Raw genomic sequence first — 25058 nt, forward strand, 5'->3', positions numbered from 1 at the left:
TGACTTTTGGCACGCTGTTGAGTTCTCAAGGAACGGACACTTCCTTCAGGCGGCTTTCACACCGGCCCTCCGGGCGCTTCGTTCTTTCGTGTTCCCAGCTTATCAGACGTTTTCCGTGCCGTTCCCGGCGCTTCCTTCATCCAACTCGCTGGTGTCTTCTGCGGCTTGACGCCCCGTCCGACGTTTCAAACTCTAGCCGATCCCCGCCCCGAAAAGCGAATCCGGCCGCAATCCTCAAAAGCAGGCACACCGAATAGACCCTGGGCCGGAACGTATCGAAAGAAATAACGACACGACTGAGCCCGAATGGGATTGATGGTGTTCCAGAGGATTGGCCGCCCCGGGACCGTCCGCGCCGATGCGTGTCCGGTGCTCCCTGCCGAGCGACTACAGAACACTACGCCCGTTCGGAGGCAAAGGCAAACAGTCCGCCCGGACGATGCGGGTGCAGACCGCACGGCCGGCCTTCACGTACTCGCCGTTGGGGCGGTCGTTGCCCGTGACCCAGCGCCGGGCGGTGGCCTCGTCCCGGCCGCCGGCGCGGTGGCGGTCGAGGAGACGCGCCTCGCGGACGGCGTCGTCGGTCTCGACGTACCAGAGCTCGCGCAGCAGTCGGCGGGCCTCCGGCCAGGGGTGGTCCACGGAGGCGAGGTAATTGCCCTCGGTGACCACCAGGCGGGTCCGCGGGTGGACGACGTGGCGGGCGGCCACCGGTTCGTCGAGGTCGCGGTCGAAGTCGGGGACATAGATGTCCTGGAAGCGCTCGGTGGCGACCCGGCGCAGCAGGGCGACGTAGCCGTGCGCGTCGAAGGTGGCGGGTGCGCCCTTGCGGTGACCGAGGCCGAGGCGGTCGAGCTGGGCGGCGGAGAGGTGGAAGCCGTCGAGGGGGAGGTAGGCGGCACTGCCCGGGCCTTCCCGGCGTTCGACCTCGGCGACGAGGTGCCGGGCCAGGGTGGATTTGCCGGCGGCGGGCGGGCCGGCGAGTCCGAGGACGGTGCGGGCCTCGCTTCCGGGGCCTCGCAGAAGGCCGAGGGCGAGGGCCGTCAGGCTGTCGGCGCCGGGGGTGTCCCCCGTGCGGTCCCCGGTGGTGCGGTCCGCGTTCATGGGCGAACCCTACTCAGCGGGCGGCCCCGGCTGCGTGGGGCGGTCGGCGAGGGCGGGCAGGTCCAGGGTGAGGGTGCCGGCGTCGGCGTCCAGCAGGGCGGGGACCCCGAGCGGGACGGTGAGGGTGGACGGGCAGTGGCCGAAACCGAGCTCCCAGACGACGGGGATGCCGAGCGGTCCCAGCCGGTCGAGCATGACGTCCCGGACCCGGTCGAGCGGGCCGCAGCCCTCCCAGGAGCCGAGGGCGATTCCGGCGACGCCATCGAAGGCGCCGGAGCGCAGGAACTGGGTGAGCAGACGGTCGAGCTGGTACGGGTGCTCGTTGACGTCTTCGAGGATCAGGATGCTGCCGGCGTAGGAGGGGCGGGCGGCGCGGGTACCGCGCTCGGCGGCGAGGACGTGGGTGCAGCCCCCGGCGGTGACGCCGCGGGCCCGACCGGGGACGAGCGCGGTGGCGGTGGGTGAGGTGATGACGGTGGTGGCGGCGGGGTCGAAGAGGGTGCGGCGCAGGTGTTCGGCGGTGGGCCCGTCGCCGACGAAGCCGGCCGTGGCGCTCATCGGCCCGTAGAGGGTGGCCAGGCCGAGTTGCTGGGCGACGGCCTCGTGCAGGGAGGAGACGTCGCTGAAACCGATGAGGATCTTGGGCGGGGCGGCGCGCAGGGCGTCCCAGTCGAGCAGGTCGACCATGCGGTGGACGCCGTAGCCGCCACGGGCGCAGATGACGGCGGCGACGGTGGGGTCGAGCCAGGCGTCCTGGAAGTCGGCGGCGCGGTCGGCGTCGGAGCCCGCGAGGTGGCCGAGGACGGGGTGGGTGTCGAGGACGTGCGGGGCGACGGTGACGCGCAGTCCCCAGGAGCGGAGGACGGCGGTGCCCGCGTCGAGGCGCTGCGGGTCGATGGGACCGCTGGTGGCGACCACGGTGATGTGGTCCCCGGCACGGAGGTGCGGCGGGCGGGTCAGCCCTCGGCCGGGGGTGGTCGGGTGCTGGTCCATGGCCGGGTTCCTTCCGGGCGGGGGTGTTCGCGGGGCGGGTGTCGCCGGGGCGGGTGCTCCCGGGGCCGGCGCGGGACCGGCCCCGAGAGGTTATGCCCCGGCCGGGGTCACAGCGATCCCATCACGGCCCGCACTTCGGTGAGGGTGGCGTCGGCGATCGCGTTGGCGCGTTCGGAGCCGGTGCGAAGGACCTGGCGGATGTGGCCCCGGTCGGCGGCGAGTTCGGCGCGGCGGGCGCGGATCGGGCGGAGGTGCTCGTTCACGGCCTCGGTGACGGTGCGCTTGAGGGCGGCGGCGCCGCCGTCGCCGATCTCCTCGGCGATCTCCTCGGGGGCCCGGTCCTGGCAGAGGCCGGCGAGCAGGAGGAGGTTGGAGACCTCGGGGCGGCCGACGGGGTCGTAGCCGATGCGGCGCTCGGTGTCGGTCCTCGCGCCCTTGAGGAGGCGGGCGGTGGTGTCCTCGTCGGCGGCGAGGGGGACGGAGTTGCCGCGGCTCTTGCTCATCTTGCCGCCGTCGGTGCCGAGGAGCAGCGGTGCGGCGGACAGCAGGGCGCGGGGGCGGGGGAACACGGTGGTGCCGTCGGGGTGCGGGTACCGCTCGTTGAAGCGGCGGGCGACGGTGCGGGCGATCTCCAGGTGGGGCAGCTGGTCCTTGCCGACGGGGACGAGGTCGGCCTTGCAGAAGAGGATGTCGGCGGCCTGGTGGACGGGGTAGGTGAGCATCAGTCCGTTCACGGCGGCCTGGCTGGAGTGGGCGATCTCGTCCTTGACGGTGGGGTTGCGGTGGAGTTCGGCGACGCTGACCAGGCTGAGGAAGGGCAGCAGCAGCTGGTTGAGGGCGGGAACGGAACTGTGGGTGAAGATCGTGGCGCGGTCGGCGTCGATACCGGTGGCGAGGTAGTCGACGACGAGGTTCTCGGTGTGTTCGGCGAGGTGGTCGGCGAGGTCCCGGTCGGTGATGACCTGGTAGTCGGGGATGACGAGGAACATCTCGACGCCGAGGCGTTGGAGGTGGACGCGGTTGCGGAGGCTGCCGAAGTAGTGGCCGAGGTGGAGCGGGCCGGTGGGGCGGTCGCCGGTGAGGACACGATGGGCGGCCGGGTCGTCGCGGATGCCTTGGTCCAGGTCGGCCGGCCCGGTCAGGACGGTCGCGGCACTGGGGTCGGCGTTCGCCGCGGCGGTGGCGTCGGGGTCGGCCGCCGGGGCGGCGTTCGGGGCGGCGGGGCCGTTCGTGGTGGTCGGGCTGGTCACGGAGTTCTCCTCGGTACGGCGGTGTTCGCGGCCGTCCGGGGCTCGGGGCCCGTCCCGTCGGAGAAACGCGACAGGGCCGTCCATCCCGGACGGCCCTGGTCAGGCGTGGCTGGTGGCCGTCCTAGGACGGCCACCAGTCGAGACCTGCGAAGCGCTTCATGGGTTCGAGGGTAGCGCTGGCGGTGGCCGGCCCGCCGCCGGTTTTCCGCTCCCCCGCCGTACGCTGTCGCGGTCCTCCGCGGTCCTCCGCCGCCCGTCAGTCCTCGACGACGAGGGCGGGGGTGTCCTGGCGGAGGGTCTCGCCGCGGAAGAACGCGGGCCGGTAGGCGCCGTACCCGAACATCAGGACCGCGCCGAGCAGCAGGATGCCGACGCCGATGACGAACACCGAGCCGATACCGAGAACGGCGCCGCTGCCGTACTCCGGGTCCCAGGCGTCGGTGAGGGTCTGCAGGAAGACCCCGCCGAGCAGGAGGCCGCCGAGCAGGGGGGCGAGGCCCTTGAGGACGAGGTCGCGCAGGCTGTTCCGGAGCGAGCGGCGGAAGTACCAGACGCAGGCGAAGGCGGTCAGCGCGTAGTAGAAGCAGATCATCAGGCCGAGGGCCAGGATGGTGTCCTGGACGACGTTCTCGCTGATCACGCTCATGCCGACGTAGAACACGGCGGTGGCGGCGCCGGCGGCGAGGGTGGCGAAGCCGGGGGTGCGGTGGCGCGGGTGCACGGTGCCGAAGCGCGGCGGCACGGCCCGGTAGGCGCTCATCGCGAGCAGGGTCCGGGCGACCGGGATGAAGGTGGTCTGCAGGCTGGCGGCGGCGCTGGCGACGACGGCCAGGAAGAGCAGGATGCTCCAGGGCGAGCCGAGGACCGGCCGGGCCAGGGCGGAGAAGACGTTGTCGGCGGTGTCCGGGTTGCCGAGGCCGTTGCCGGTGCTGCCGACGCCCGCGAACATCTGGGCGGCGACGGCGACCAGCAGGTAGGAGCCGACCAGGGTGACCATCGAGATCATCGCGGCCCGGCCCGGGGTCTTGGCGCTGCCGCTGGTCTCCTCGTTCATGGTGAGGCAGGTGTCCCAGCCCCAGTACATGAAGATCGAGAGCGACAGTCCCGCGGTGAAGGCGCTGAACGAGCCGACCTCCAGCGGGTTGAGCCAGGAGGCGGAGAAACCGACGGAATCGGGCAGGTCGCCGGTGGCGGCCTTGCCGATGGCGATGCCCGCGAACAGCAGCAGGACGGCGAGCTGGAGCCCGACCAGGCTGTACTGGAACCACTTGGTGGCCGTCATGCCGCGGTAGCTCATCGCGGTGGCGGCGGCGATCAGCACGACGACGGTGGCCAGATGGACGGCCTTGTTGTCGTTGAGGTCGGCGACGGCTCCGCTGCCGGTCATCTCGCCGAGCATGAGGTACAGGAAGTCGGTGGCCACCCCGGCGAGGTTGGACAGCACGATGATGGTGGCGACCGTCAGACCCCAGCCGGCCATCCAGCCGACCCGGGGGCCGAATGCCTTGACCGTCCAGGTGAAGGAGGTGCCGCAGTCCGGGAAGTCCTTGTTCAGTTCCTTGTACGCGAACGCGACGAGCAGCATCGGCAGGAAGCCGGCCAGGAAGACCGCGGGCATCTGGACGCCGACGGCGGTGACCGTCGGTCCCAGGGTGGCGGTCAGGCAGTAGACCGGGGCGACCGTGGAGACGCCCAGGACCACGCTGCTCAGCAGGCCGACGGAATTGCCCCGTAGGCCCTTGTCCCCCGCTGCCCCCGTCGCCCCCGCCACCCCCGTGTCGGGGGCTCCACCACTGGTGCCACTGACCGGGGCACCCTGCGGAGCGGCGGGCGCCGTTGCCCGGCCGCTGCTTCCGTGCTCTGTGAGCTGCTGATCAACCACCTGCGCACCCTAGGTGCGGGTACCGAAGGTTGTGTAGGCCAACCCTTGGTGATTTGAACCACTCCCTTCGATTTCGCCGGACCAAGCTGATCGCTTGCCATTGATGCATGGGACATAAAGGCGTGTACCTTGATTTCAAAGGACTGAGGCCGAAGCGATTCGCCTGCTGTGTCATCTTTTGAGACGTTTTGCCATCGGTCGCGCGGGCCCGGTCGACGCCGACGGGAACCCCTCGCGGGATGTCGGGATAGGTTTGCCTTGCCTAACCCCCACCCCCGCCCCGAAGGAGCGCCGCGTGTCCCCCACTCCCGGCCACCCGACCACCCCCCGCCCCGGCCGACGGGCCCTGCTCACCGCGGCGCTCACCGGCGGAGCCGTCCTCGGCCTCGGCGGACTGCTCACCGCCTGCGGCAGCTCGGACGGCTCCGGCGGATCGACCGGAGCGGGCGGTTCCGGCGGCACGGCGAAGCCCTCCGGCGGCTCCTCCCCCGACCAGAAGTCCGTGAAGCAGGGCGGCGACGACTACGCCACCGTGATCGAGAAGATGAAGGGGTTCGGCACCGACGCCGCGCCCGGCGTCTACCCCCGCACGATCAGGCACGCGCTGGGCGAGACCGTCGTCCCGGCGAAGCCGACCCGGGTCGTCGTCCTCGACACCGGCGAGCTCGACAACGTCGTCTCGCTGGGCGTCCAGCCGGTCGGCGTGGTCCACACCGACGGCTCCAAGAGCATGCCGTCGTACCTCAAGGACAGGGCCGGCAGCCCCGCCGCCGTCGGCACCATCAACAGCCTCAATCTCGAGGCCATCGCCGCGCTCAAGCCCGACCTGATCCTCGGCAGCCAGCTGCGCGCCCAGGACCAGTACCAGCAGCTCTCCAAGATCGCGCCGACCGTGTTCTCGCTCCGCCCCGGCTACCCGTGGAAGGAGAACTTCCTGCTCAACGCGAGCCCGTTCGGCCTGGAGGCGGAGGCCAGGACCCAGCTGGACGCCTACCGGGCGGCGGCCGCGGCGATCGGCGCCGCGCTCGGCGACAAGCGGCCCACCATCACGCCGCTGCGCTTCATGCCCGGCAAGACCCGGCTCTACGCGGAGCTGTCCTTCATCGGCACCGTCCTCACCGACGTCAAGCTGCCGCAGCCCGCGATCGAGCAGGTCAAGGAGCTCGCGGTGGAGATCGGCCCCGAGCAGATCGACAAGGCCGACGCCGACTGGATCTTCTACGGGGTCTACGGCACTCCCAGCTCCACCAACCAGGACGCGGTGCTCGGCGGGGCGCTCTGGAAGACCCTGGGCGCCGTCAAGTCCGGGCAGGCGCGGCCGGTCCCGGACGAGACCTGGTTCCTCGGGCTCGGTGTGGCCGCCGCGAACGTCGTCCTGTCCGATCTGAAGGGCTTCGTGGCGCCCGGCGCCTGACCGACGCCCGACCGGCGCCCTCCGGGGGGAGGGCGCCGGGACGTACCCGGACGGGCCGGACCGGCGCGGGAACCGGGGAGCCCGATGGGACGTCAGGGTGTTGTGCAGGTGGGACCGGTGGTACGAGGGGGACTCGTGGGGCATGACGGCGTGGTCGGGCGCAGGGGACGGAAACGCGCTTGGAGCGCGTCGCCCGGTACGGGAGGATCGACGGGACCGTACCCCGAAGGGCCCGTGCCAATGACCACGCTCGACCGGACCGCCGTCGACCGGACGCCGTCCGCCCCATCCGTTTCGCCGGCCGTGAGTCTCCCGGCCTCCGTCCCCCCGGCGCCCGACCCCACTTCGGTGGACGGGGCGAACCGCTGCTCGGTCACGACGGCGGGCGGCGACGGCCGCACGGGCGGCACCGCCGGCGGCCTGCGCGGCGGCTCCGTGCCGCAGCCGCGCGGCGGAGACGCCGACGGCGGGGGCGAGGCGGACAGCACGGCCCCGGCGGGCGAGGACTCCCTCGGACTCCCACCGACTCCGGCCGACCCGCGGCGGACGGTCCCGGTACTGCGGGCGGCCTACGAGGAGCCGCGCGCCGCGTTCGGCCGACGGCCCTCGCCGTCGCGCCGACTGCGCCTGCTGCATCCGCTGACGACGACGGCCCCCGTCCGGGCGGACAGCGTGCGCACCGGCCCGGCGCCGGCCACGGGCGCGCCGGTCGTCCCCGGGGCGCGCGCCGACGACGACCGGCAGGCCGCCCGGCCGAGGGCGGCGGCGGCCGAACCCCAGCTGGGCGTACTGATCGGCGGCACACCCCGGCTGCCGGAGTCCGGTGGACGTCCGGGCCGCCCCGAGGAACGCCCCGCCGTCCGGGCCACCGCCGAAATCCTTCGGCTCGGCCGGGGGACCTGTCTGGTCGTGCTGCCCGTCTGGCGGCCCGCGATCGCCGTCTCGGTTCCGACCGAGCTGCTGCTCGACGCCACCGGGCTCGCCTTCGACCAGCTCGCGGAGGCGCGGCTCTCGGTCGTGATCAACCCCGGTGCCCTGCACGACCGGGAGCTGGAGCTCCGGGACTGGCAGGTCGGCCCGCCCGGGCGGCCGGGCCGGCGCGGTCGGCGGCGCCCGCTCTAGCCGGCGGCCTGGACGGCGGCCCCGGACGGCCGCGCTCCCCGGACGGCCGCTCCAGGCTGGTCGGGCGCGGTGGGGCGCGGTCGGGACCCGTGCTCAGGGGCGGGCGCGGCGGCTGTTCGGGATGTAGCCGAGATCGATGGGCCGGGGCTCGCGCCGCTCGGTGAGCCAGCCCTCCCGCACCTCGTCCAACAGCTCCGGCAGGCGGGGCGGCCAGAGCGCGTCCGCGTTCTCGTCCGCGAGGTCCGCCGGGGTCCACCAGCGCCAGTCGAGGATCCGGTCGGCGGCGTGCACCGCGCTGACGTCGCCGACGGGGCCCCGGTGCGGGCCGCCGGTGAGGTAGATGTGCTCGTGCTGGCGGACCGGCGTGCCGTGCCAGGTGAAGTCGTGCTCCCAGGTGCAGAGCAGCGGGCCGGGTTCGAGGTCCGACCAGCCCGTCTCCTCCCAGAGCTCGCGGCGTGCGCCCGCCCACGGCGTCTCGTCGGCCTCGATACCGCCGCCCGGCATGGTCCAGTGCACGCCGACCTCGCTGTTGTCGGAGCGCAGGAGGAAGACGGAGCCGTGCTCGTCCAGGACGACCGTCCTGGCGGCCCGGCGTGGGGTCCTTCGCGCGTTTCGCCACGGGTTTCGCATCGGGTCACTCTGCCAGCGGTCCGCGCCGGCCGTCGAACGGATTGCACCGCGCCGCCGCCGCCGTCGGCGTCGGCGACGGCGACGGCGACGGCGACGGCGACGGCGACGGCACGACCTGGCCGGTCGGGGCCGGTGGCGTCGGGGTTTTGACGGCTCGACGGGCTGTCCGTGGCCGTACCCTGACGCCCATGCCCGCACCCGCGTTCCTGCTCCCCTCCCATCCGCTGGACCCGCGCCGGATCGACCCCCGGTTCGTCCGGGAGGCCAGGTTGCTGCGGGACCTGGGCGGCGAGCACCACCTCGTCGACCACGACGCGCTTCTCGCCGGGGACGCCCGCGCGGCCGTCGACCGGGTCCCGGCGGGGCGCGGACCGTTCTGGTACCGGGGGTGGATGCTCCCCTCGGACCGTTACGCGGCCTTCGCCGCCGCCCTGGCCGAGCGCGGCGGACACCTGCTGACCAGTCCGCCCGGGTATGCGTCGGCGCATGAACTGCCGGGCTGGTACGGGGTGTTCGAGGGAGCGACGCCGCAGAGCGTCTGGCTGCCGCTGGCGGGAGCCGGGAACCGCCGCGGGGGCGAGGGCGGCGAAGGCGGCAAGGGGAACGGTGGCGGTGGTGGGGCCGGGATCGCGCCGCCCGGTCCGGAGCGCCTGGCGGCGGCCGTCGCCGGACTCGGCGGGCGCGGACCGGCGATCGTCAAGGACTACGTGGAGTCCCGCAAGGACGAGTGGGGCGAAGCCTGCTTCGTCCCGGAGCTGGCGGACCTCCCGGCCGTGGCCCGGGTGGTCGCCCGGTTCGTGGAACGGCAGGGCGACCGCCTGGCCGGGGGCGTGGTGCTGCGGCGGTTCGAGGAGTTCGCCCGGGTGGTGTGGGACGCCGACGACGCGTCGTCCGCCGGTTCCGGCCGCGGCCGGGGCCAGGACCCCGGGCTGCCCGACGACGGACGGGGCGGGCGACGGCGGGCGGTGGAGTCCCGGGTGTGGTGGCTGGACGGCGAGCCGGTGCTGGTCGGACCGCATCCGGACCTTCCCGGCTGCCCGTCCGACCCCGACCTGTCCGGGGTGCGGCCGCCCGTGCGGACGCTCGGCTGCCGGTTCGTCACCACCGATCTGGCCGAGCGGGCGGACGGCTCCGGCTGGCGGGTGGTCGAGGTCGGCGACGGGCAGGTGAGCGAACTGCCCCGGGGGATCGATCCTTCGAGGCTGCTGATCGCGCTGCTCGCGGCGTGAACGGCCGGGGCGGGCGAGGCGGGCGAGGCTGGCAGGGCGGGCGAGGCTGGCGGGGCGGGCGAGGCTGGAGCGAGGACCGCCCGCACCGCCCGCCCCGGCCGCACCGCCCGCTCATGCTCCGGCGATCACGTCCGCGGCCCGGGCGGTCGCCGGACCGGACCGGTGGTGCCCCTCCGCCACGAACGCCTGCCACAGCCGGGCGTACGCCCCGCCCCGCGCCAGCAGTTCCTTGTGCGTGCCGTCCTCGACCACCCGGCCGTGGTCCAGCACGACCACCCGGTCCGCGCGCTCCGCGGTGGTCAGCCGGTGCGCGATGACCAGGGTGGTGCGTCCGCCGCTGAGCCGGTCGGCGGCGTGGTTGACCGCCGCCTCGGTGGCCAGGTCGAGCGCCGCGGTGGCCTCGTCCAGGAGCAGGATGTCCGGATCGACCAGTTCGGCCCGGGCCAGCGCGATCAGCTGGCGCTGGCCCGCCGAGAGGTTCCGCCCCCGGCCGGCCACCTCGTGCTCGTAGCCGCCGGACAGCCGGAGGATCATGTCGTGCGCGCCGACGGCACGGGCCGCCGCCTCCACCTCGTCCGACGAGGCGCCCGGACGGCCGTACGCGATGGCCTCGCGGACCGTCCCGGCGAACAAGTACGCCTCCTGCGGCACCACCCCGAGGCGGTGCCGGTACTGGGCGAGGTCGTAGCGGGTCAGGTCGACGCCGTCGACCCGGACGGTGCCGGACGTCGCGTCGTAGAACCGGGCGACCAGCTTGACCAGGGTCGACTTGCCGGCCCCGGTCTCGCCGACCAGCGCCACCGTCTGCCCGGCCGGGATCCGCAGGCTGACCTCGGTGAGGACGTCCGGGGAACCGTCCGCGCCACCGTTGTAGGCGAAGCCGACACGGTCGAACTCGATCTCGCCGCGGAGCCGGGACGGGACCGGCACCGGGTCGTCCGCCTGCGCGGTGCTGGTCGGGGTGCGCAGCAGCTCGCGGATCCGGCCGAGGCCGACCGCCGCCTGCTGGTAGCCGTCGAACACCTGGGAGAGCTGGTTGACCGGGGCGAAGAACAGGTCGATGTAGAGCAGGTAGGCGACCAGCGCGCCGACGGTGAGGGTGCCCGCGTCCACTCGCGACGCTCCCACGATCAGCACCAGCGCGGCGGCCACGCTGGAGAGGAACTGCACGAACGGGAAGTACAGCGAGATGTAGAGCTGCGCCCGGACCCGGGCGTCCCGGTAGGCGATGCCCCGGGCGACGAAGCGGTCCGTGTTGGCGTCCAGCCGGCGGAACGCCTGGACGATCCGCATGCCGGCCACGTTCTCCTGGAGGTCCGCGTTGACCGTGCTGATGAGGTCCCGGGAGATCTCGTACTGGGCCTTGGACTTCCGGCGGAACACCAGGGTCGCGACCACCAGCAGCGGCAGCACCGCGAAGACCGCCAGGGCGAGTCCGGCGTCGATCACCAGCAGGGCGCCGAGGATGCCGAGGAAGGTCAGCAGGCTGACCACCGCCGTGACCACACCGGTCTGGAGGAAGGAGGTGAGCGAATCCAGGTCGGTGGTCATCCGGGTCATGATCCGACCGGAGAGCTCACGCTCGTAGTAGTCGAGGCCGAGCCGGTTGAGGTGGGCGAAGATCTTGAGCCGGAGCGTGTAGAGCACCCGCTCTCCGGTGCGGCCGCTGACCCGGTTCTCGGCGCCCTGCACCGCCCAGTCCAGCAGGACGATCACCAGGGCGGCGAGGGAGGCGACGACGACTCCGGTCATGACGCCCTTGCTGACGCCGTCGTCGATGCCGTGCCGGATCAGGATCGGCAGCACCAGGCCGGCGCCCGCGTCCAGGGCGACCAGGAACAGCGCCAGGGCGAGGGGTGCGCGGAAGGGGCGCAGCAGGCGGCGGAGGCTGAAGTCGGGGTCTCCCCGCTCGGCCTCGGCCCGGGGGATCTCCGGGTGGTCGGTGGCCGGCGGGAGGGTGGCGACCTGGGCGAGCAGGTCGGGCGCGGCGGTGCGGGCGGCCTTGGCCAGGGCCGGGGTGGGCATGACGGGTGCGGGGGCGCTCGTGCCGGTGCCGGTGACGCCTGCGCCTGCGCCTGCGCCGGTGTCGGTGTCGGCGTCGGCGTCGGTGGTGGCGTCCTGGACGGCCGCTTCGGTGGTGGGCGCCTCGGTGGTGGGCGCCGGGGGCGGGGCGGGGGTGTTCCGGCCCGCCTCGGGGTCGGTGATCAGGGCGCGGTAGCGAGGACATCGGGCGTCGAGTTCCTCGTGCGTGCCGATGTCGAGCAGGCGGCCGTGGTCCAGGACGGCGATCCGGTCGGCCAGCTGGAGGGTCGAGCGGCGGTGGGCGATCAGCAACGTGGTGCGGCCGGCCATCACCGAGCGCAGCGCGTCGTGGATCTCGGCCTCGATCTGCGGGTCCACGGCCGAGGTGGCGTCGTCGAGCAGCAGGATCCGGGGATCGGTGAGGATCGCCCGGGCCAGGGCGATGCGCTGGCGCTGGCCTCCGGACAGGGTGAGGCCCTGCTCGCCGACCTTGGTCGCGTAACCGTCGGGCAGCGCCCGGACGAACTCGTCGGCCTGGGCCGCGCGGGCGGCCGCGACGATCTGCTCGTCGGTGGCGTCCGGGCGGCCGTAGGCGATGTTGGTGCGGACCGTCTCGGAGAAGAGGAAGCTCTCCTCGGGCACGATGCCGACGGCGGACCGGACCGAGTCGAGGGTCAGGTCGCGCAGGTCGTGGCCGTAGAGCCGGACGGCGCCGTCCGCCGGGTCGTAGAACCGGGGGACGAGCTGAGCGACGGTGGACTTGCCCGACCCGGAGGCGCCGACCAGGGCCAGCGTTTCGCCGGGGGCGAGGCGGAGGTCGAGGCCGTGCAGGACCGGGGACGGGTGCTCGGGGTCGTAGCGAAAGCCGACCTGGTCGAACTCCAGCGCCACCTCGGTGGTGAGCGGTCCGACCACGCGCGGGCCGGCGTCCGGTGTCGCGTCGGTCTTCGCGTCGGTCTTCGCGTCGGTCTTCGCGTCGGGGGCGGTGCCCGGCTCCAGAGTCGGGTCGAGGACGACCGCGTCCGGACGTTCCCGGACCAGCGGCCGCTCGTCGATCAGCTGGAGCACGCGCTCGACCCCGGCCCGGGCCTGCTGGCCGACCGTGATCACCATGGTCAGCATCCGGACCGGACCGGTCATCTGCGCGACGTAGGTGGAGAAGGCGACGAAGGTGCCGAGCGAGACCCGCCCTTCGACCGCCAGCCAGCCGCCGAAGGCCAGCACCGCCACCTGGGCGAGCGCCGGCACGGCCTGCATGGCGGGGTTGTAGCGGCTGTTGAGCCGGACCGAGCGCAGCCGGGACGCGAAGAGGCGGCGAGCGGCCGTCTCCAGCTTGTCCAGCTCCTGCCCCTCCTGGCCGAAGCCCTTGACGACCCGCACGCCGCCGATCGCCTCGTCCACCACCCCGGCGACGGCCGCGGCCTCCTGCTGGGCGGCCCAGGTGGACGGGAACAGCCGCTTGCGGCTGAGCACCGAGACCCACCACAGCGCCGGGGCCATCACCAGCGCGACCAGGGTGAGCGGCGGCGAGAGCCAGACCATCACGCCGAGCGACATCACGAACATGAGCAGGTAGCCGGTCATCATGGGCAGCATCGAGAGCAGCCCGTTGACCAGTTGCAGGTCGGAGGTCGCGCGGCCGACCACCTGGCCGGTGTCGAGCCGGTCCTGGCGGTGGCCGTCGAGTCTGCCGAGCGAGCGGAAGAGGTCCGCGCGCAGGTCGTGCTGGACGTCGACGGCCAGCTGTCCACCGTAGTAGCGGCGGACCTGGGTGCAGCCGAACACGACGGCGGCGGCCAGCAGCAGGACGACGGCCCAGGGGGCGAGCGGCCGGGAGTGCGCGGTGATGACGTCGTCGATGATCAGCTTGGTGACCAGGGGCACCAGGGAGGTGACGGCCATGCCGAGCAGCGAGGCGCCGAAGGCGAGCAGGACGCTGCGCCGGGAGCGCCAGCAGTAGCCGAGCAGTCGTCGGAGCCAGCCCGCGCCCTCGGGGCCGTCGCTGTCGGCCGACGGGCCGGAGCCGTCGGGGGTGGCCGTGGGTCCGGGCGTCCCGTCCGGTCGGGCGTGCCCGTCCGTCGGCTCGTCCGGCGAAGTGCCCGGGGTGCCCGGTCGGGTACCGGGTCGGGTACCGCTCAAGGAAAGCTCCACCGTGGATCCGTGAGTCTCAGGCATATTTAGGGATGCTAACCATTCCGTCGGGTGGCCGCCATGGAATTTTCTGGCCGGGACGCGTCGGGGGTCCCGGCCCGACGGAGGGGGCAACAGCCCGCAGCCTGCGGTGATTCCCGCCGGACCGGACCGGCGCGCACCACCAGGGTCGCCGACCCGGCGGGCGCCGCCCACCGCCCACCGACCCAGGGGCCGGACCTCCCTTGGTCCTAGGTCGCGGCCGACCCGGCGTGGACGGTCGCGGCCGCACCGCGGCCCCCCGGCCGCGCCGTCGCCCGAACGGAGCAGCGCCACCGGGGGCGGCGGGCCGGGCCCGTGGGTCAGGCGGGCGCGGAGTCGGGGGTGCCAGGGGCGGGGGTGCCGGGAGCGCCTGCGGCGACGGAGGCGGCGGCCGCCGAGAACGCGCCGTGGGCGAGATCGTGCAGCAGCGCGGCCATCGCGTCGCGGGCGAGCCCGGCACGCTCGTCGCCCTGGGCGGGGTTCGGGCCGTGGCTGTGCGGGGTCGAGTTGATCAGCCCGAAGACGGCGTGCACGGACGCCCGCGCGACCGGCTCGGCGGCCGCGGCGGCCAGCGGCGGGTAGGCCAGTCGGACCACCTCCACCCACAGCTCCACATAGGCGCGCTGGAGGCGGCGGACGGTCCGGCGGTCCTCGTCGCGGAGGTTGAGCAGCTCCCGGTCGTGCAGCGTGATCAGGTCGCGGTCGTCGAGCGCGAAGTCGACGTGACCGCCGATCAGGGCGTCCAGCGCCGCGGCCGGACCCTCGCTGCCGCCCGCCCGACGGCGGCCCGCCTCCAGCAGCCGCTCACTGATGCCGACCAGCAGGTCGGCCAGCATCGCGTCCTTGCCGGCGAAGTGCCGGTACAGGCCGGGGCCGCTGATGCCGACCGCCTTGCCGATCTCGTCGACGCCCACGCCGAGGAAGCCCCGGGCCGCGAACAGTCGCGCGGCCTCCCTGCGGATCTGGTCGCGGCGGGCGAGCCCGGAGGCGGACGGGACGTTCGGCATGCGCCCCATCGTAGACAGTCGGGTTATCGATGGTTAACCTGGGCGGCGGAAGTTAACGTTCATTAACGTGTGGGGGTCGCGGGCTCACCGGCCCTGTCGGCCCACCTGCCGCCGAGGGCAAGGGAGCTCTTGGAATGGTCATCTCCACTGCCGGCGCACCCACCGGCATCAATGGCAGCGCGGCGGCCGGCACCCCGGCGGGCGGCGCGGCCCACGGCCGCGGCGCACCGGGCGCGGCCGCTCCGGCACCCCGGCTCGACAGCGCCGCCGACCCCGGGTCCGAGGCGTTCCGGACCAACACCGCCGCCCACCGGGCGCTGGTCGCCGAACTCCGCGAGAAGCTCGGCACGGCCGCGCTCGGGGGTGGCGCCAAGGCTCGTGCCCGCCACACCGCGCGCGGCAAGCTGCTCCCCCGCGACCGGGTGGACACCCTGCTCGACCCGGGCTCCCCCTTCCTCGAACTGGCCCCGCTGGCGGCCGACGGGATGTACGACGGCGCCGCCCCGGCCGCCGGGGTGATCGCCGGCATCGGCCGGGTCGCCGGGCGCGAGGTGGTCGTGGTCGCCAACGACGCCACCGTCAAGGGCGGCACCTACTACCCGATGACGGTCAAGAAGCACCTGCGCGCCCAGGAGGTCGCGCTGGAGAACCGGCTCCCCTGCGTCTACCTGGTCGACTCCGGCGGCGCCTTCCTCCCGATGCAGGACGAGGTCTTCCCGGACCGCGACCACTTCGGCCGGATCTTCTACAACCAGGCGCGCCTCTCCGCCGCCGGCATCCCGCAGATCGCCGCCGTCCTGGGCTCCTGCACCGCGGGCGGCGCGTACGTCCCGGCGATGAGCGACCAGGCCGTCATCGTCCGCAACCAGGGCACCATCTTCCTCGGCGGGCCGCCGCTGGTGAAGGCCGCGACCGGCGAGGTGGTGACCGCCGAGGAGCTGGGCGGCGGCGACCTCCACTCGCGGACCTCCGGCGTCACGGACCACCTGGCCGAGGACGACGCCCACGCCCTCTCCATCGTCCGCACCATCGTCGCCGGGCTCGGCCCGCGCGCCGCCCGCCCGTGGCCGCTCGCCCCGGCCGAGGCGCCGACGGTCGATCCGGCCGGCCTGTACGGGGCCGTCCCGGTCGACCCGCGCACGCCGTACGACGTGCGCGAGGTGATCGCCCGGCTGGTCGACGGCAGCCGGTTCGCCGAGTTCAAGGCCGAGTACGGCGCCACCCTGGTGACCGGCTTCGCCCGGATCCACGGCCACCCGGTCGGCATCGTCGCCAACAACGGCGTGCTGTTCGCCGAGTCGGCCCTCAAGGGCGCCCACTTCATCGAGCTGTGCGACCAGCGGGGCATCCCCCTCCTCTTCCTGCAGAACATCACCGGCTTCATGGTCGGCCGGCAGTACGAGGCGGGCGGCATCGCCAAGCACGGCGCCAAGATGGTCAACGCCGTCGCCTGCACCCGGGTCCCGAAGCTGACGGTGGTGATCGGCGGCTCCTACGGAGCCGGCAACTACTCGATGTGCGGGCGGGCCTACTCACCCCGCTTCCTGTGGATGTGGCCGAACGCCAAGATCTCGGTGATGGGCGGCGAGCAGGCCGCGTCGGTGCTGGCCACCGTCCGCCGGGACCAGTTGGAGGCGCACGGCGAGGAGTGGGCCACCGAGGCGGAGGAGGAGTTCAAGCGCCCCGTCCGCGAACAGTACGAGCGCCAGGGCAACGCCTACTACGCCAGCGCCCGGCTCTGGGACGACGGCGTCATCGACCCGATGGACACCCGGACCGTCCTCGGCCTCGCCCTCACCGCCTGCGCCAACGCCCCGCTCCCGGCTCCCGGCCCGTTCGGCGTCTTCCGCATGTAGCGCTCCTCCCGGGGCGGCGGCCCACCCGCTCCGCCGCCCTCCCCGGTGCCCGGCACCCACCCGGTGTCCGCCACCTCCTTCGTACGGCCCCCTCGACCCGGAGGAACGCCTCCCATGTTCGACACAGTCCTGGTCGCCAACCGCGGCGAGATCGCCGTCCGGGTGATCCGCACCCTGCGCCGGCTCGGTGTGCGCTCGGTCGCCGTGTTCAGCGACGCCGACGCCGACGCGCCGCACGTCCGCGAGGCCGATGTCGCGGTCCGGCTCGGCCCGGCCGACCGCAGCGACAGCTCCGCCGCCGAGACCTACCTGCGGACCGACCAGATCCTCGCCGCCGCCCGCCGGACCGGGGCCCGGGCCGTCCACCCCGGCTACGGCTTTCTCGCCGAGAACGCCGCCTTCGCCCGCGCCTGCGCCGACGCCGGCCTCGTCTTCATCGGTCCTCCTCCCGCCGCGGTCGAGCTGATGGGCGACAAGATCAACGCCAAGGAGGCGGTGCAGGCCGCCGGCGTCCCGGTGGTCCCGGGCAGCCGGGCCGCCGCGCCCACCGACGAGGACCTCGTCGCGGCAGCCGAGGGGATCGGCTACCCCGTGCTGCTCAAGCCCTCCGCCGGCGGCGGCGGCAAGGGCATGCGCCTGGTCCGCGACCCGGCCGAGCTGCCGACCGAGATCGCCGCCGCCCGGCGCGTCGCCCGCACCGCCTTCGGCGACGACACCCTGCTGCTGGAGCGCTGGATCGACCGGCCGCGCCACATCGAGGTGCAGGTGCTGGCCGACGCCCACGGCACCACCGTCCACCTCGGCGAGCGCGAGTGCAGCCTGCAGCGCCGCCACCAGAAGCTGATCGAAGAGGCTCCCTCCGTCCTGCTCAATCCCGAGACCCGCGCCGCCATGGGCGCCGCGGCCGTCCGGGCCGCCGAGTCCTGCGGCTACACCGGCGCCGGCACCGTGGAGTTCATCGTCCCCGGCATCGACCCGGACTCCCCCACCCCCACCGAGGGCGTGCGGGACTTCTTCTTCATGGAGATGAACACCCGGCTCCAGGTGGAACACCCCGTCACCGAACTCGCCGTCGCCGTGGCCGGGTCGGAGCGGCTGGACCTGGTCGAGTGGCAACTGCGGGTCGCCGCCGGTGACCCCCTCTCCTTCACCCAGTCCGACATCTCCTTCCAGGGCCACGCCATCGAGGCCCGGATCTGCGCCGAGGACCCGGAACGGGACTTCCTGCCCACCGGCGGACGCATCCTGCTCCTCGACGAACCCCGGGGCGAAGGCATCCGGGTGGACTCCGGGGTCGCCCCCGGGACCGTGATCACCAGCTCCTACGACCCCATGCTCGCCAAGGTCATCGCCTACGGACCCGACCGTCCGACCGCGCTGCGTCGCCTGCGCGCCGCCCTCGCGGACACCCGGATCCTCGGCGTCACCACCAACACCGGCTTCCTGCGACGGCTCCTCGCACACCCCGAGGTCACCGCAGGACGACTCGACACCGGCCTGGTCGAGCAGACGGCGCAGCAGCAGCCCGGGCTGCTCGCCTCGCCGTACTCCCCGGCCACCGCCACCGGGACCCCGACCTCCGAGGCCCCGACCTCCGGGACCGCGACCACCGCGACCTCCGACCCCCTGCCGCCGGAGGCACCGGCACCGGCCCACCTCCTCTACTACGCGGCCGCGCTCGCGCGGCACCTGGACCTCACCCCCGCCGCCGACGCCGACGGCTGGACCGACCCGTTCTCCCTTCCCTCCGGCTGGCGCCTCGGCGGCGACCCCGCCTGGACCACCCACCGGCTCCGCGTCCCCGGCCAGGACCCGGTGTCGGTGAGCATCCGTCCGATCACTGCGAGCAACGTAGCGGAGGCCACTGACAATCCGTCCGGGGCCGCCGCCGAGGTCGAGATCCGGCTCGGCGCCGGCCCGGTCCACCGGGCCCGGGCCGACCGCTCCGGGGACCGCCTCCGGCTGACCGTCGACGGCCTGCGGACGGGCTTCGCCCTCGCCGACGACCGGGCCTCCGCGTCCGCCGCCGGCCCGGTGACCTGGCTGGGCATCGACGGCGACGCCTGGCCGGTGCACGGCCACGACCCGGTCGGCGAGGGCGCCGCCGACGGCGCCGCCCACCACGGCGCCCTGACGGCACCGATGCCGGGCACCGTCACCGTCGTCAAGACCACCGCCGGGGAGACGGTCCGCAAGGGCCAGCCCCTGCTCGTCCTGGAGGCCATGAAGATGGAGCACGTGATCTCGGCCCCGCACGACGGCACGGTGAGCGAGCTCCGGGCCACCGCCGGCGCCACCGTGGCGATGGAGGAACTGCTGGTCGTGGTGACCCCCGCCGAGGCCGGGGCCGCTCCCGCGGCCGCCGGCCCCGTCCCGGCGGTGCGGTCGTGACCGCCGCCGCGCCGAGAGGCGCCGGCCCCGCGCACGAGCCCGACGCCCTCGACCTGGGACTGCCCGCCCCGGTCCGCGCCCCCGGCCTGCCCGAGGAGGTGCGGATCCACGAGGTCGGTCCGCGCGACGGGCTGCAGAACGAGAGCGCCCTCGTCCCGGTCGAGGTCAAGGCCGAGTTCATCGACCGGCTGGCCGCCGCCGGGCTGCGCACCGTCGAGGCCACCAGCTTCGTCCACCCGAAATGGGTGCCGCAGCTCGCCGACGCCGAGGAACTGATGCCCCGGCTGGCCGACCTCCGGGACCGCCTCCCCGGTCTGCGGCTGCCGGTGCTGGTGCCCAACGAGCGCGGGCTCGACCGCGCGCTGGCCCACCACGCCACCGATGTCGCGGTGTTCGCCAGCGCCACCGAGACCTTCGCCCGCCGCAACCTCAACCGCTCGGCGGACGAGGCGCTGGCGATGTTCCGCCCCGTGGTGGAACGGGCCTCGGCCGCCGGGGTCACGGTCCGCGGCTACCTGTCGATGTGCTTCGGCGACCCCTGGGAGGGTCCGGTCCCGGTCGCCCGGGTGGTCCGGGCCGGCCAACGGCTGCTGGAGATGGGCTGCGCCGAGCTGAGCCTCGGCGACACCATCGGCGTGGCCACCCCGGGCCAGGTGACCGACCTGCTCGACGGGTTCGCGGCGGCGGGCGTGCCGGTCGAACGGCTGGCGGTGCACTTCCACGACACCTACGGCCAGGCGCTCAGCAACACCCTGACCGCGCTGCGCGCCGGGGTGACCGCCGTGGACGCGTCCGCCGGCGGACTGGGCGGCTGCCCCTACGCCAAGAGCGCCACCGGCAACCTGGCCACCGAGGACCTGGTGTGGATGCTGCACGGCCTGGGCATCCGGACCGGCGTCGACCTGCGCGCCCTGGTCGCGACCAGCGGCTGGATGGCGCGCCGGCTCGGCCGGCCCAGCCCGTCCCGCACGGTCCGGGCGCTGCTCGGCGCCGCCGGGGCCGGAGCCTCGGACTGACGCGCCCCTCCCCGTCGACCCGGCGACCGTCCGCCCGGCCGGCACCCTCCGGACCCGGCCGTCCGACCGCCGGCCGCTCCACCCCGTTCATCCGTTCTTCGCACCGCCCGCCGTCCGTCACACCCGCACGGACGGCGGCCGCCCCGACCACGCCCGCGCCCACCCCGGCGGGGCTCCAGGAGGATCACCATGCTCGACCACCGGTTGAACACCGAGTACGAGGAACTGCGGCGCACCGTGGCCGAATTCGCCCAGGACGTGATCGCGCCGAAGATCGGCGAGTACTACGAGCAGGGCGAGTTCCCCTACGAGATCGTGCGGGAGATGGGGCGGATGGGCCTGTTCGGCCTGCCGTTCCCGGAGGAGTACGGCGGCATGGGCGGCGACTACTTCGCGCTCTGCCTGGTACTGGAGGAGCTGGCCCGGGTCGACTCCTCGGTCGCGATCACCCTGGAGGCGGCGGTCTCGCTCGGCGCGATGCCGATCCACCGGTTCGGCACCGAGGAGCAGAAGCGCGAGTGGCTGCCCCGACTGACCTCGGGCGAGCTGCTCGGCGCGTTCGGCCTGACCGAGCCGGAGGGCGGTTCCGACGCCGGGGCGACCCGCACCACCGCCCGGTACGACGAGGCCACCGACGAGTGGGTGATCAACGGCACCAAGTGCTTCATCACCAACTCCGGTACCGACATCACCGGTCTGGTCACCGTCACCGCGCTCACCGAACCGATCGCTCGTTCGAGTGAAGAGGGCGAATTCTCCTCGCCCCGGCGCGAAATCTCCTCCATCATCGTGCCTACCGGGACCCCCGGGTTCCAGGTGTCGAAGAAGTACTCGAAGGTCGGATGGAACGCATCCGACACCCGCGAACTGTCCTTTACCGACTGCCGCGTTCCCGCGGCCAACCTGCTGGGCGAGCGAGGTCGCGGCTACGCCCAGTTCCTGCGGATCCTCGACGAGGGCCGCATCGCGATCGCCGCCCTGGCCACCGGCCTGGCCCAGGGCTGCGTCGACCAGTCCGTCCTCTACGCCGGTACCCGCCGCGCCTTCGGCCGGCCGATCGGCTCCAACCAGGCCATCCAGTTCAAGCTCGCCGACATGGAAATGCGCGCCCACACCTCCCGCCTCGCCTGGCGGGACGCCGCTTCCCGGCTGCTGCACTCGGAACCGTTCAAGAAGGAGGCCGCGATCGCCAAGCTGTACTCGTCGGAGGCCGCCGTCGACAACGCCCGCGAGGCGACCCAGATCCACGGCGGGTACGGCTTCATGAACGAATTCCCCGTCGCGCGCTTCTGGCGGGACTGCAAGATCCTGGAGATCGGCGAGGGCACCTCGGAGGTGCAGCGCATGCTCATCGCGCGGGAGCTCGGCGTCTCCTGAGGCCGCGACAGGTCACGCCCCCGCGCATCGTCCGCCGACCTCCGGCCCCTCGACTCCCTGGTCGACGGGCCGGGGCGGGGGACCGGGGTCGGGGTCGGCGTCGGCGTCGGGGGGCGATGCGGGAGGCGGGGGCGGCTGGGCAGGACGGTTGGGAGGGCGCTCGACAGAGCGCTCAGGAAGAGGAGGGAGCCACCGAGGATCCACCCGCGTCGATCTGGTCGTACCGGGTCAGCGCGAGTTCGAACGCCGTCGGCGCGACCCTGACGGCACCGTCGAACGGGCCGCTGAGCTGGAACACCATACTGACCGCGAACGCCACCGAGGCCCCCACGAACCCCATCAGCACGAGGTTGCGGCCGTTGGCCGTCAACCCGATCACCGGCGGCGTCGCCAGGACGAGCACCGACCCCACCACCAGCCCTCCCAACGCCAACGTCGGCACCTGCGCGCGGACATCGGACAACCGGGCGTTCCGCCGCGCGTAGACGTCCGTCAGGCTTCGCAACACATCGACCTTGGCCGCGAGTTCGGACGGGTCCTGGCTCCGTACCGCGTCCACCGAGACCCGGATCCGGTCCGCCGCCGCCCAGGCGTCGGCGCTGCCGTGCCCCTGGCCCATCTGCGCCCATTCGTCCCCGATCACCTGCCCGGTGTAGTCGCGCACCCGCTCCTGCACGACCGGCCGGTCCGGCCCCGGCAGCAGCCGCGCCGCCCAGTACACCTCGGTCAGGGCGCGGGACTCCTCGTAGGTGTGCTGGCGGGCCGTGTTGAGCTGCTGCCAGGCACCGGCGATGGCGAAGCCGGTGAAGAGCGCGAAGAAGCCGAGCACCGCCGCGCCCGCGAAGCTGATCGCGGACGGGTTGGTCGCACCCTCGCGGGAACCGCGGGACCGACCCACCAGTGCACCGATGACCAGGGCGAGCGCCGCACCCGCCAGCGCCGCCACGACATTGACCCACATCTACCGCTCACTCCCCCGGAGTTCAGTCGCCACCGCCACCTCCGGGCCCGGACCTCGCACGCTGCCGCACCGACAGGGCGGCGGACAGCACCACCAGAACGGGGAGCATGATCGCCAACAGCAGCAGCATCACCTCACCCGCGTCCCAGTCCTCGTCCCAGTCGAACGGCCCGTCGTCCGGGCTCCGAGCGGCCGAGGCCGCGTTCCCCCTCGGGGTCGGCGCGGCGGAATCACCCGACTGCCCCGGACCGGCGGACGAGGCGCCGGGACCGGGACCGGAGCCTCCCGACGCGCCCGCGCCCGCTCCCGCTCCGCCGACGGCGGTACCCGCGCTTCCAGCAGCACCGGCGGCATTCGCGGCACCCGCGGCACCGGCGGCACCGGCGGCCGGCACGGCTTGGAAGGGGCTCGCGGGCAGGCCGAAGGCGCTGGTCCCCGGACGGTAGGGCACCGCGGAGCCCGCTGCTGCTGCGGCGGCGGCGCCGGCGGTACCCGGTGCGGCCGCCTGTCCGGCCGCTGCCGCCGCGTTGGCACCGGCATTGGCACCGGCGTTGGGAGCGGCATTGGGAGCGGCGGCCGAACCGGCCGGCGGGGCAGCGGCGTTGGGAGCGGCAGGGTTGGGGGGCAACGCGTTGGCGGCGACTCCGGGGGCGGCGGCCGGAGGCGCGCCCGCGGGGTTGGCGGAACCCGGGGCCGGTGGGCGTCCGCCGTCGGTCGACCCGGCGGCGGTGCCCTGGCCCGGACCGGCGCCCGGCGGCACCGAGTCGGGGCCGCTTCCCGACGGGACGGAGGCCGGACTCTGGCCCTCGTAGTCGCCCGCGGCCTCGGCGGCGACCGGCCGGGGCGGCAGCGGGCGGCCGTCCTGGCCGACCGCGCCGTCGACCGCGAGGCCCTCGACGCGCGCCACACCGGTGTGCCGGCCGGGCACGGCCGAGCCCTCGGCGGCGCAGTCCAGGGGCTTCCCCGGTTCCAGCAGCCCGGCGGCGGACTGTCCGGTGCAGCTGACCGGTCCCGCCCCGGGCAGGTGCTCCGCCACGCTGACCGCGCTGATCGGCGAATCCCCGACCGCGTCCACCCGGTAGCGCAGCCGGAGGTCCCCGCCGGCCGCCATCGGCAGCGCGCGCCGTCCGGACCTCCGGACGACGGAGAGGGAGGCGTCGGCGGCGGCGCTCACCTCGACCCCCACCTCGACGCCCCGGTCAGTACTCCGGTCCGCGCCCCGGTCGCTGCCCCGGTCCGCGCGGGCCACCACACCGGAGCCGGTCGGGGTGCCGACCCGGGCCAGGGCCATGCCGGCGACCAGTCCGCGATAGCCGGCCTGCGCGGTGGCCACGGCCTGGGGCATTCCCTTGGGGGCGGCGGCCTCGACCCGGACCTCGGTCCGCTGCGGGCCGCCGTGGGCCGGGAGGGTGGCCGAGCACTCCACCACGCCCAACGGCGCCAACACCAGCGGCTGTTCGCCTCCACAGACCACCGGCGCGCCGGAGACCTGGGGGTCCTTCAGGGAGGTGACGGTCAACCGGTACTCGGCCCGGTTCGTCAGCCGGTAGACACGGAGCAGCGGTTCGTCGGCGCGGACCCGGACCTCGCCGCCGGTCGCCCCGTTGGTGCGGACCTCCAGCCGCACCGCGGCGCGGGCCTCGCCGCCCGCGGGACGGACCGTCGGCGTCCGTGGCGCACCCGCCGCCGCGGCTCCGGCCGGGACCAGGAGGAGGGCGAGCGGTACAAGAAGGGAGAGGGTACGGCGGAGCGAACGATCGAGGTGACGGCGCGGGGAACGATTCGGCGGCGAAGCTGACCCAACGATCACCCGGTCATTGTTCGTCGCCGTCCCATGGCGATCCGGGCAGCGCCGCGTGCTGTCGGCAGGGACAACACGTTCGGCCCATATCCGACCGGCGCGACGACCTCTCACGACCTCCCACGCCACCCACAACCGCACCCGCGGCCCTGGAGCAGCAGCACCCCCGAACGTCAGGGGATCACGATCACCGGGCGGTTGGCGCGGCGGGCGAGACGGCCGGAGACCGAGCCGAAGAGCTTGCCGAGCAGTCCGTGCGTGGTTCCGACCACGATCGCGTCGGCGGCGAACTCCCGGCCGACCTCCTCGATCTCGTGGCAGATGTCGCCACCCCGCTCGACCAGGATCCAGGGCACTCCGGCGAGGAAGTCCGCGCAGGCGAGTTCCAGGCCGAGCACCTCCGTCCGGTGGTCGGGGAGGTCCACGAAGACCGGCGGTTCGCAGCCGGCCCACACGGTCGCGGGCAGACGGTTGGCGACGTGCACGATCACCAGTCCGCACTGGGAGCGGCGGGCCATGCCCACCGCGTAGGCGAGGGCGCGCTCGCTGGACAGCGAGCCGTCGAAGCCCACCACCACACCGTGCCGGAAGGCGGGGTCGCAGGACTTGGCGGGTGCCTCCCGAACGGCTGCCTCTCCGGCGGCTCCGGTCGCGCCGACGGTGTCCGGGCGGTCGGCGCCCGGTCCCGGCCGGCCGGTCACCGGGGGCTCCTGGGAGCCGGACCGCCGGGCGTCCCGCCGCTGACGGAAGGCCGAGCCGGCACGGCCACGGCGCGCGAGGTTGCGAAGGGGGCGGGCGAAACCACCGCTCCGGGCGTCCGCGCCCGGTTCC

General features: G+C 74.1%; 16 protein-coding genes and 1 pseudogene. 7 read left to right on the forward strand and 10 right to left on the reverse strand.

The features are described 5' to 3' along the window. Positions 1 to 387: 387 nt before the first annotated feature. From ACIQ9P_RS24265 to ACIQ9P_RS24280, 4 genes are all read right to left on the reverse strand, one after another. Positions 388 to 1104 carry a nucleoside/nucleotide kinase family protein gene (locus ACIQ9P_RS24265; protein WP_402359794.1) on the reverse strand — a complete coding sequence of 239 codons (717 nt, stop codon included), beginning with the start codon at positions 1102 to 1104 and terminating at the stop codon, positions 388 to 390. A 9-nt stretch (positions 1105 to 1113) separates the two neighbouring features. Then, on the reverse strand, positions 1114 to 2097 hold the full coding sequence (locus tag ACIQ9P_RS24270) for an LD-carboxypeptidase (protein WP_402359797.1): 984 nt from the start codon (positions 2095 to 2097) through the stop codon (positions 1114 to 1116). 107 nt (positions 2098 to 2204) lie between these two features. Then, entirely contained in the window at positions 2205 to 3347 is a 1143-nt protein-coding gene (gene trpS / locus ACIQ9P_RS24275) for a tryptophan--tRNA ligase (RefSeq protein WP_402359800.1), read from the reverse strand. A 256-nt stretch (positions 3348 to 3603) separates the two neighbouring features. Continuing rightward, the gene (locus ACIQ9P_RS24280) at positions 3604 to 5118 is read right to left on the reverse strand and encodes an APC family permease (protein WP_402360347.1); all 1515 of its coding nucleotides are present in this window, start codon (positions 5116 to 5118) and stop codon (positions 3604 to 3606) included. 406 nt (positions 5119 to 5524) lie between these two features. Between ACIQ9P_RS24280 and ACIQ9P_RS24285 the strand changes: the two genes are divergently transcribed. Then, on the forward strand, positions 5525 to 6643 hold the full coding sequence (locus tag ACIQ9P_RS24285) for an ABC transporter substrate-binding protein (protein WP_402359803.1): 1119 nt from the start codon (positions 5525 to 5527) through the stop codon (positions 6641 to 6643). Between the two features lie 348 nt (positions 6644 to 6991). Next, positions 6992 to 7765, forward strand: coding sequence for a hypothetical protein (locus ACIQ9P_RS24290; protein WP_402359806.1), 774 nt, complete (start codon positions 6992 to 6994; stop codon positions 7763 to 7765). A gap of 93 nt (positions 7766 to 7858) precedes the next feature. On the opposite strand, the gene ACIQ9P_RS24295 is transcribed toward ACIQ9P_RS24290, so the two are convergent. Further along, on the reverse strand, positions 7859 to 8395 hold the full coding sequence (locus ACIQ9P_RS24295; RefSeq protein ID WP_402359809.1) for an NUDIX hydrolase: 537 nt from the start codon (positions 8393 to 8395) through the stop codon (positions 7859 to 7861). A gap of 188 nt (positions 8396 to 8583) precedes the next feature. Between ACIQ9P_RS24295 and ACIQ9P_RS24300 the strand changes: the two genes are divergently transcribed. Continuing rightward, positions 8584 to 9624, forward strand: coding sequence for an ATP-grasp domain-containing protein (locus ACIQ9P_RS24300; protein ID WP_402359812.1), 1041 nt, complete (start codon positions 8584 to 8586; stop codon positions 9622 to 9624). A gap of 111 nt (positions 9625 to 9735) precedes the next feature. On the opposite strand, the gene ACIQ9P_RS24305 is transcribed toward ACIQ9P_RS24300, so the two are convergent. Both ACIQ9P_RS24305 and ACIQ9P_RS24310 read right to left on the reverse strand, forming a co-directional pair. Next, entirely contained in the window at positions 9736 to 13614 is a 3879-nt protein-coding gene (locus tag ACIQ9P_RS24305; RefSeq protein ID WP_402360350.1) for an ABC transporter ATP-binding protein, read from the reverse strand. 524 nt (positions 13615 to 14138) lie between these two features. Then, a complete protein-coding gene (locus ACIQ9P_RS24310; protein ID WP_402359815.1) occupies positions 14139 to 14825 on the reverse strand; it encodes a TetR/AcrR family transcriptional regulator in 687 nt (228 codons plus the stop codon). A gap of 134 nt (positions 14826 to 14959) precedes the next feature. On the opposite strand from ACIQ9P_RS24310, the gene ACIQ9P_RS24315 reads away from it, so the two are divergent. From ACIQ9P_RS24315 to ACIQ9P_RS24330, 4 genes are all read left to right on the forward strand, one after another. Next, a complete protein-coding gene (locus ACIQ9P_RS24315) occupies positions 14960 to 16681 on the forward strand; it encodes a carboxyl transferase domain-containing protein (RefSeq protein ID WP_402359818.1) in 1722 nt (573 codons plus the stop codon). 114 nt (positions 16682 to 16795) lie between these two features. Then, entirely contained in the window at positions 16796 to 19072 is a 2277-nt protein-coding gene (locus ACIQ9P_RS24320; RefSeq protein ID WP_402359821.1) for an acetyl/propionyl/methylcrotonyl-CoA carboxylase subunit alpha, read from the forward strand. Continuing rightward, on the forward strand, positions 19069 to 20088 hold the full coding sequence (locus ACIQ9P_RS24325; protein ID WP_402359824.1) for a hydroxymethylglutaryl-CoA lyase: 1020 nt from the start codon (positions 19069 to 19071) through the stop codon (positions 20086 to 20088). Before ACIQ9P_RS24320 ends, ACIQ9P_RS24325 begins: the two co-directional genes overlap by 4 nt. 189 nt (positions 20089 to 20277) lie before the next feature. Beyond that, complete coding sequence (locus ACIQ9P_RS24330; protein ID WP_402359827.1) at positions 20278 to 21465, forward strand: acyl-CoA dehydrogenase family protein; 1188 nt, start codon at positions 20278 to 20280, stop codon at positions 21463 to 21465. A gap of 172 nt (positions 21466 to 21637) precedes the next feature. On the opposite strand, the gene ACIQ9P_RS24335 is transcribed toward ACIQ9P_RS24330, so the two are convergent. From ACIQ9P_RS24335 to ACIQ9P_RS24345, 3 genes and pseudogenes are all read right to left on the reverse strand, one after another. Then, entirely contained in the window at positions 21638 to 22426 is a 789-nt protein-coding gene (locus tag ACIQ9P_RS24335; RefSeq protein WP_402359830.1) for a hypothetical protein, read from the reverse strand. A gap of 22 nt (positions 22427 to 22448) precedes the next feature. After that, positions 22449 to 24236, reverse strand: a complete 1788-nt coding sequence (locus ACIQ9P_RS24340) for a hypothetical protein (RefSeq protein WP_402359833.1) — start codon at positions 24234 to 24236, stop codon at positions 22449 to 22451. Positions 24237 to 24400: 164 nt separating this feature from the next. After that, positions 24401 to 24841: pseudogene (locus ACIQ9P_RS24345) on the reverse strand (universal stress protein); the annotation flags it as partial. Between the last annotated feature and the right edge of the window lie 217 nt (positions 24842 to 25058).

This window comes from Kitasatospora sp. NPDC094019, from assembly GCF_044764505.1.
Classification (GTDB): domain Bacteria; phylum Actinomycetota; class Actinomycetes; order Streptomycetales; family Streptomycetaceae; genus Kitasatospora.

Coding starts and splice junctions, on each gene's coding strand:
- ACIQ9P_RS24335 (WP_402359830.1), bottom strand. CDS start 22,426: ATGTGGGTCAATGTCGTGGCGGCGCTGGCGGGTGCGGCGCTCGCCCTG.
- ACIQ9P_RS24310 (WP_402359815.1), bottom strand. CDS start 14,825: ATGCCGAACGTCCCGTCCGCCTCCGGGCTCGCCCGCCGCGACCAGATC.
- ACIQ9P_RS24295 (WP_402359809.1), bottom strand. CDS start 8,395: ATGCGAAACCCGTGGCGAAACGCGCGAAGGACCCCACGCCGGGCCGCC.
- ACIQ9P_RS24330 (WP_402359827.1), top strand. CDS start 20,278: ATGCTCGACCACCGGTTGAACACCGAGTACGAGGAACTGCGGCGCACC.
- ACIQ9P_RS24270 (WP_402359797.1), bottom strand. CDS start 2,097: ATGGACCAGCACCCGACCACCCCCGGCCGAGGGCTGACCCGCCCGCCG.
- ACIQ9P_RS24265 (WP_402359794.1), bottom strand. CDS start 1,104: ATGAACGCGGACCGCACCACCGGGGACCGCACGGGGGACACCCCCGGC.
- ACIQ9P_RS24315 (WP_402359818.1), top strand. CDS start 14,960: ATGGTCATCTCCACTGCCGGCGCACCCACCGGCATCAATGGCAGCGCG.
- ACIQ9P_RS24300 (WP_402359812.1), top strand. CDS start 8,584: ATGCCCGCACCCGCGTTCCTGCTCCCCTCCCATCCGCTGGACCCGCGC.
- ACIQ9P_RS24320 (WP_402359821.1), top strand. CDS start 16,796: ATGTTCGACACAGTCCTGGTCGCCAACCGCGGCGAGATCGCCGTCCGG.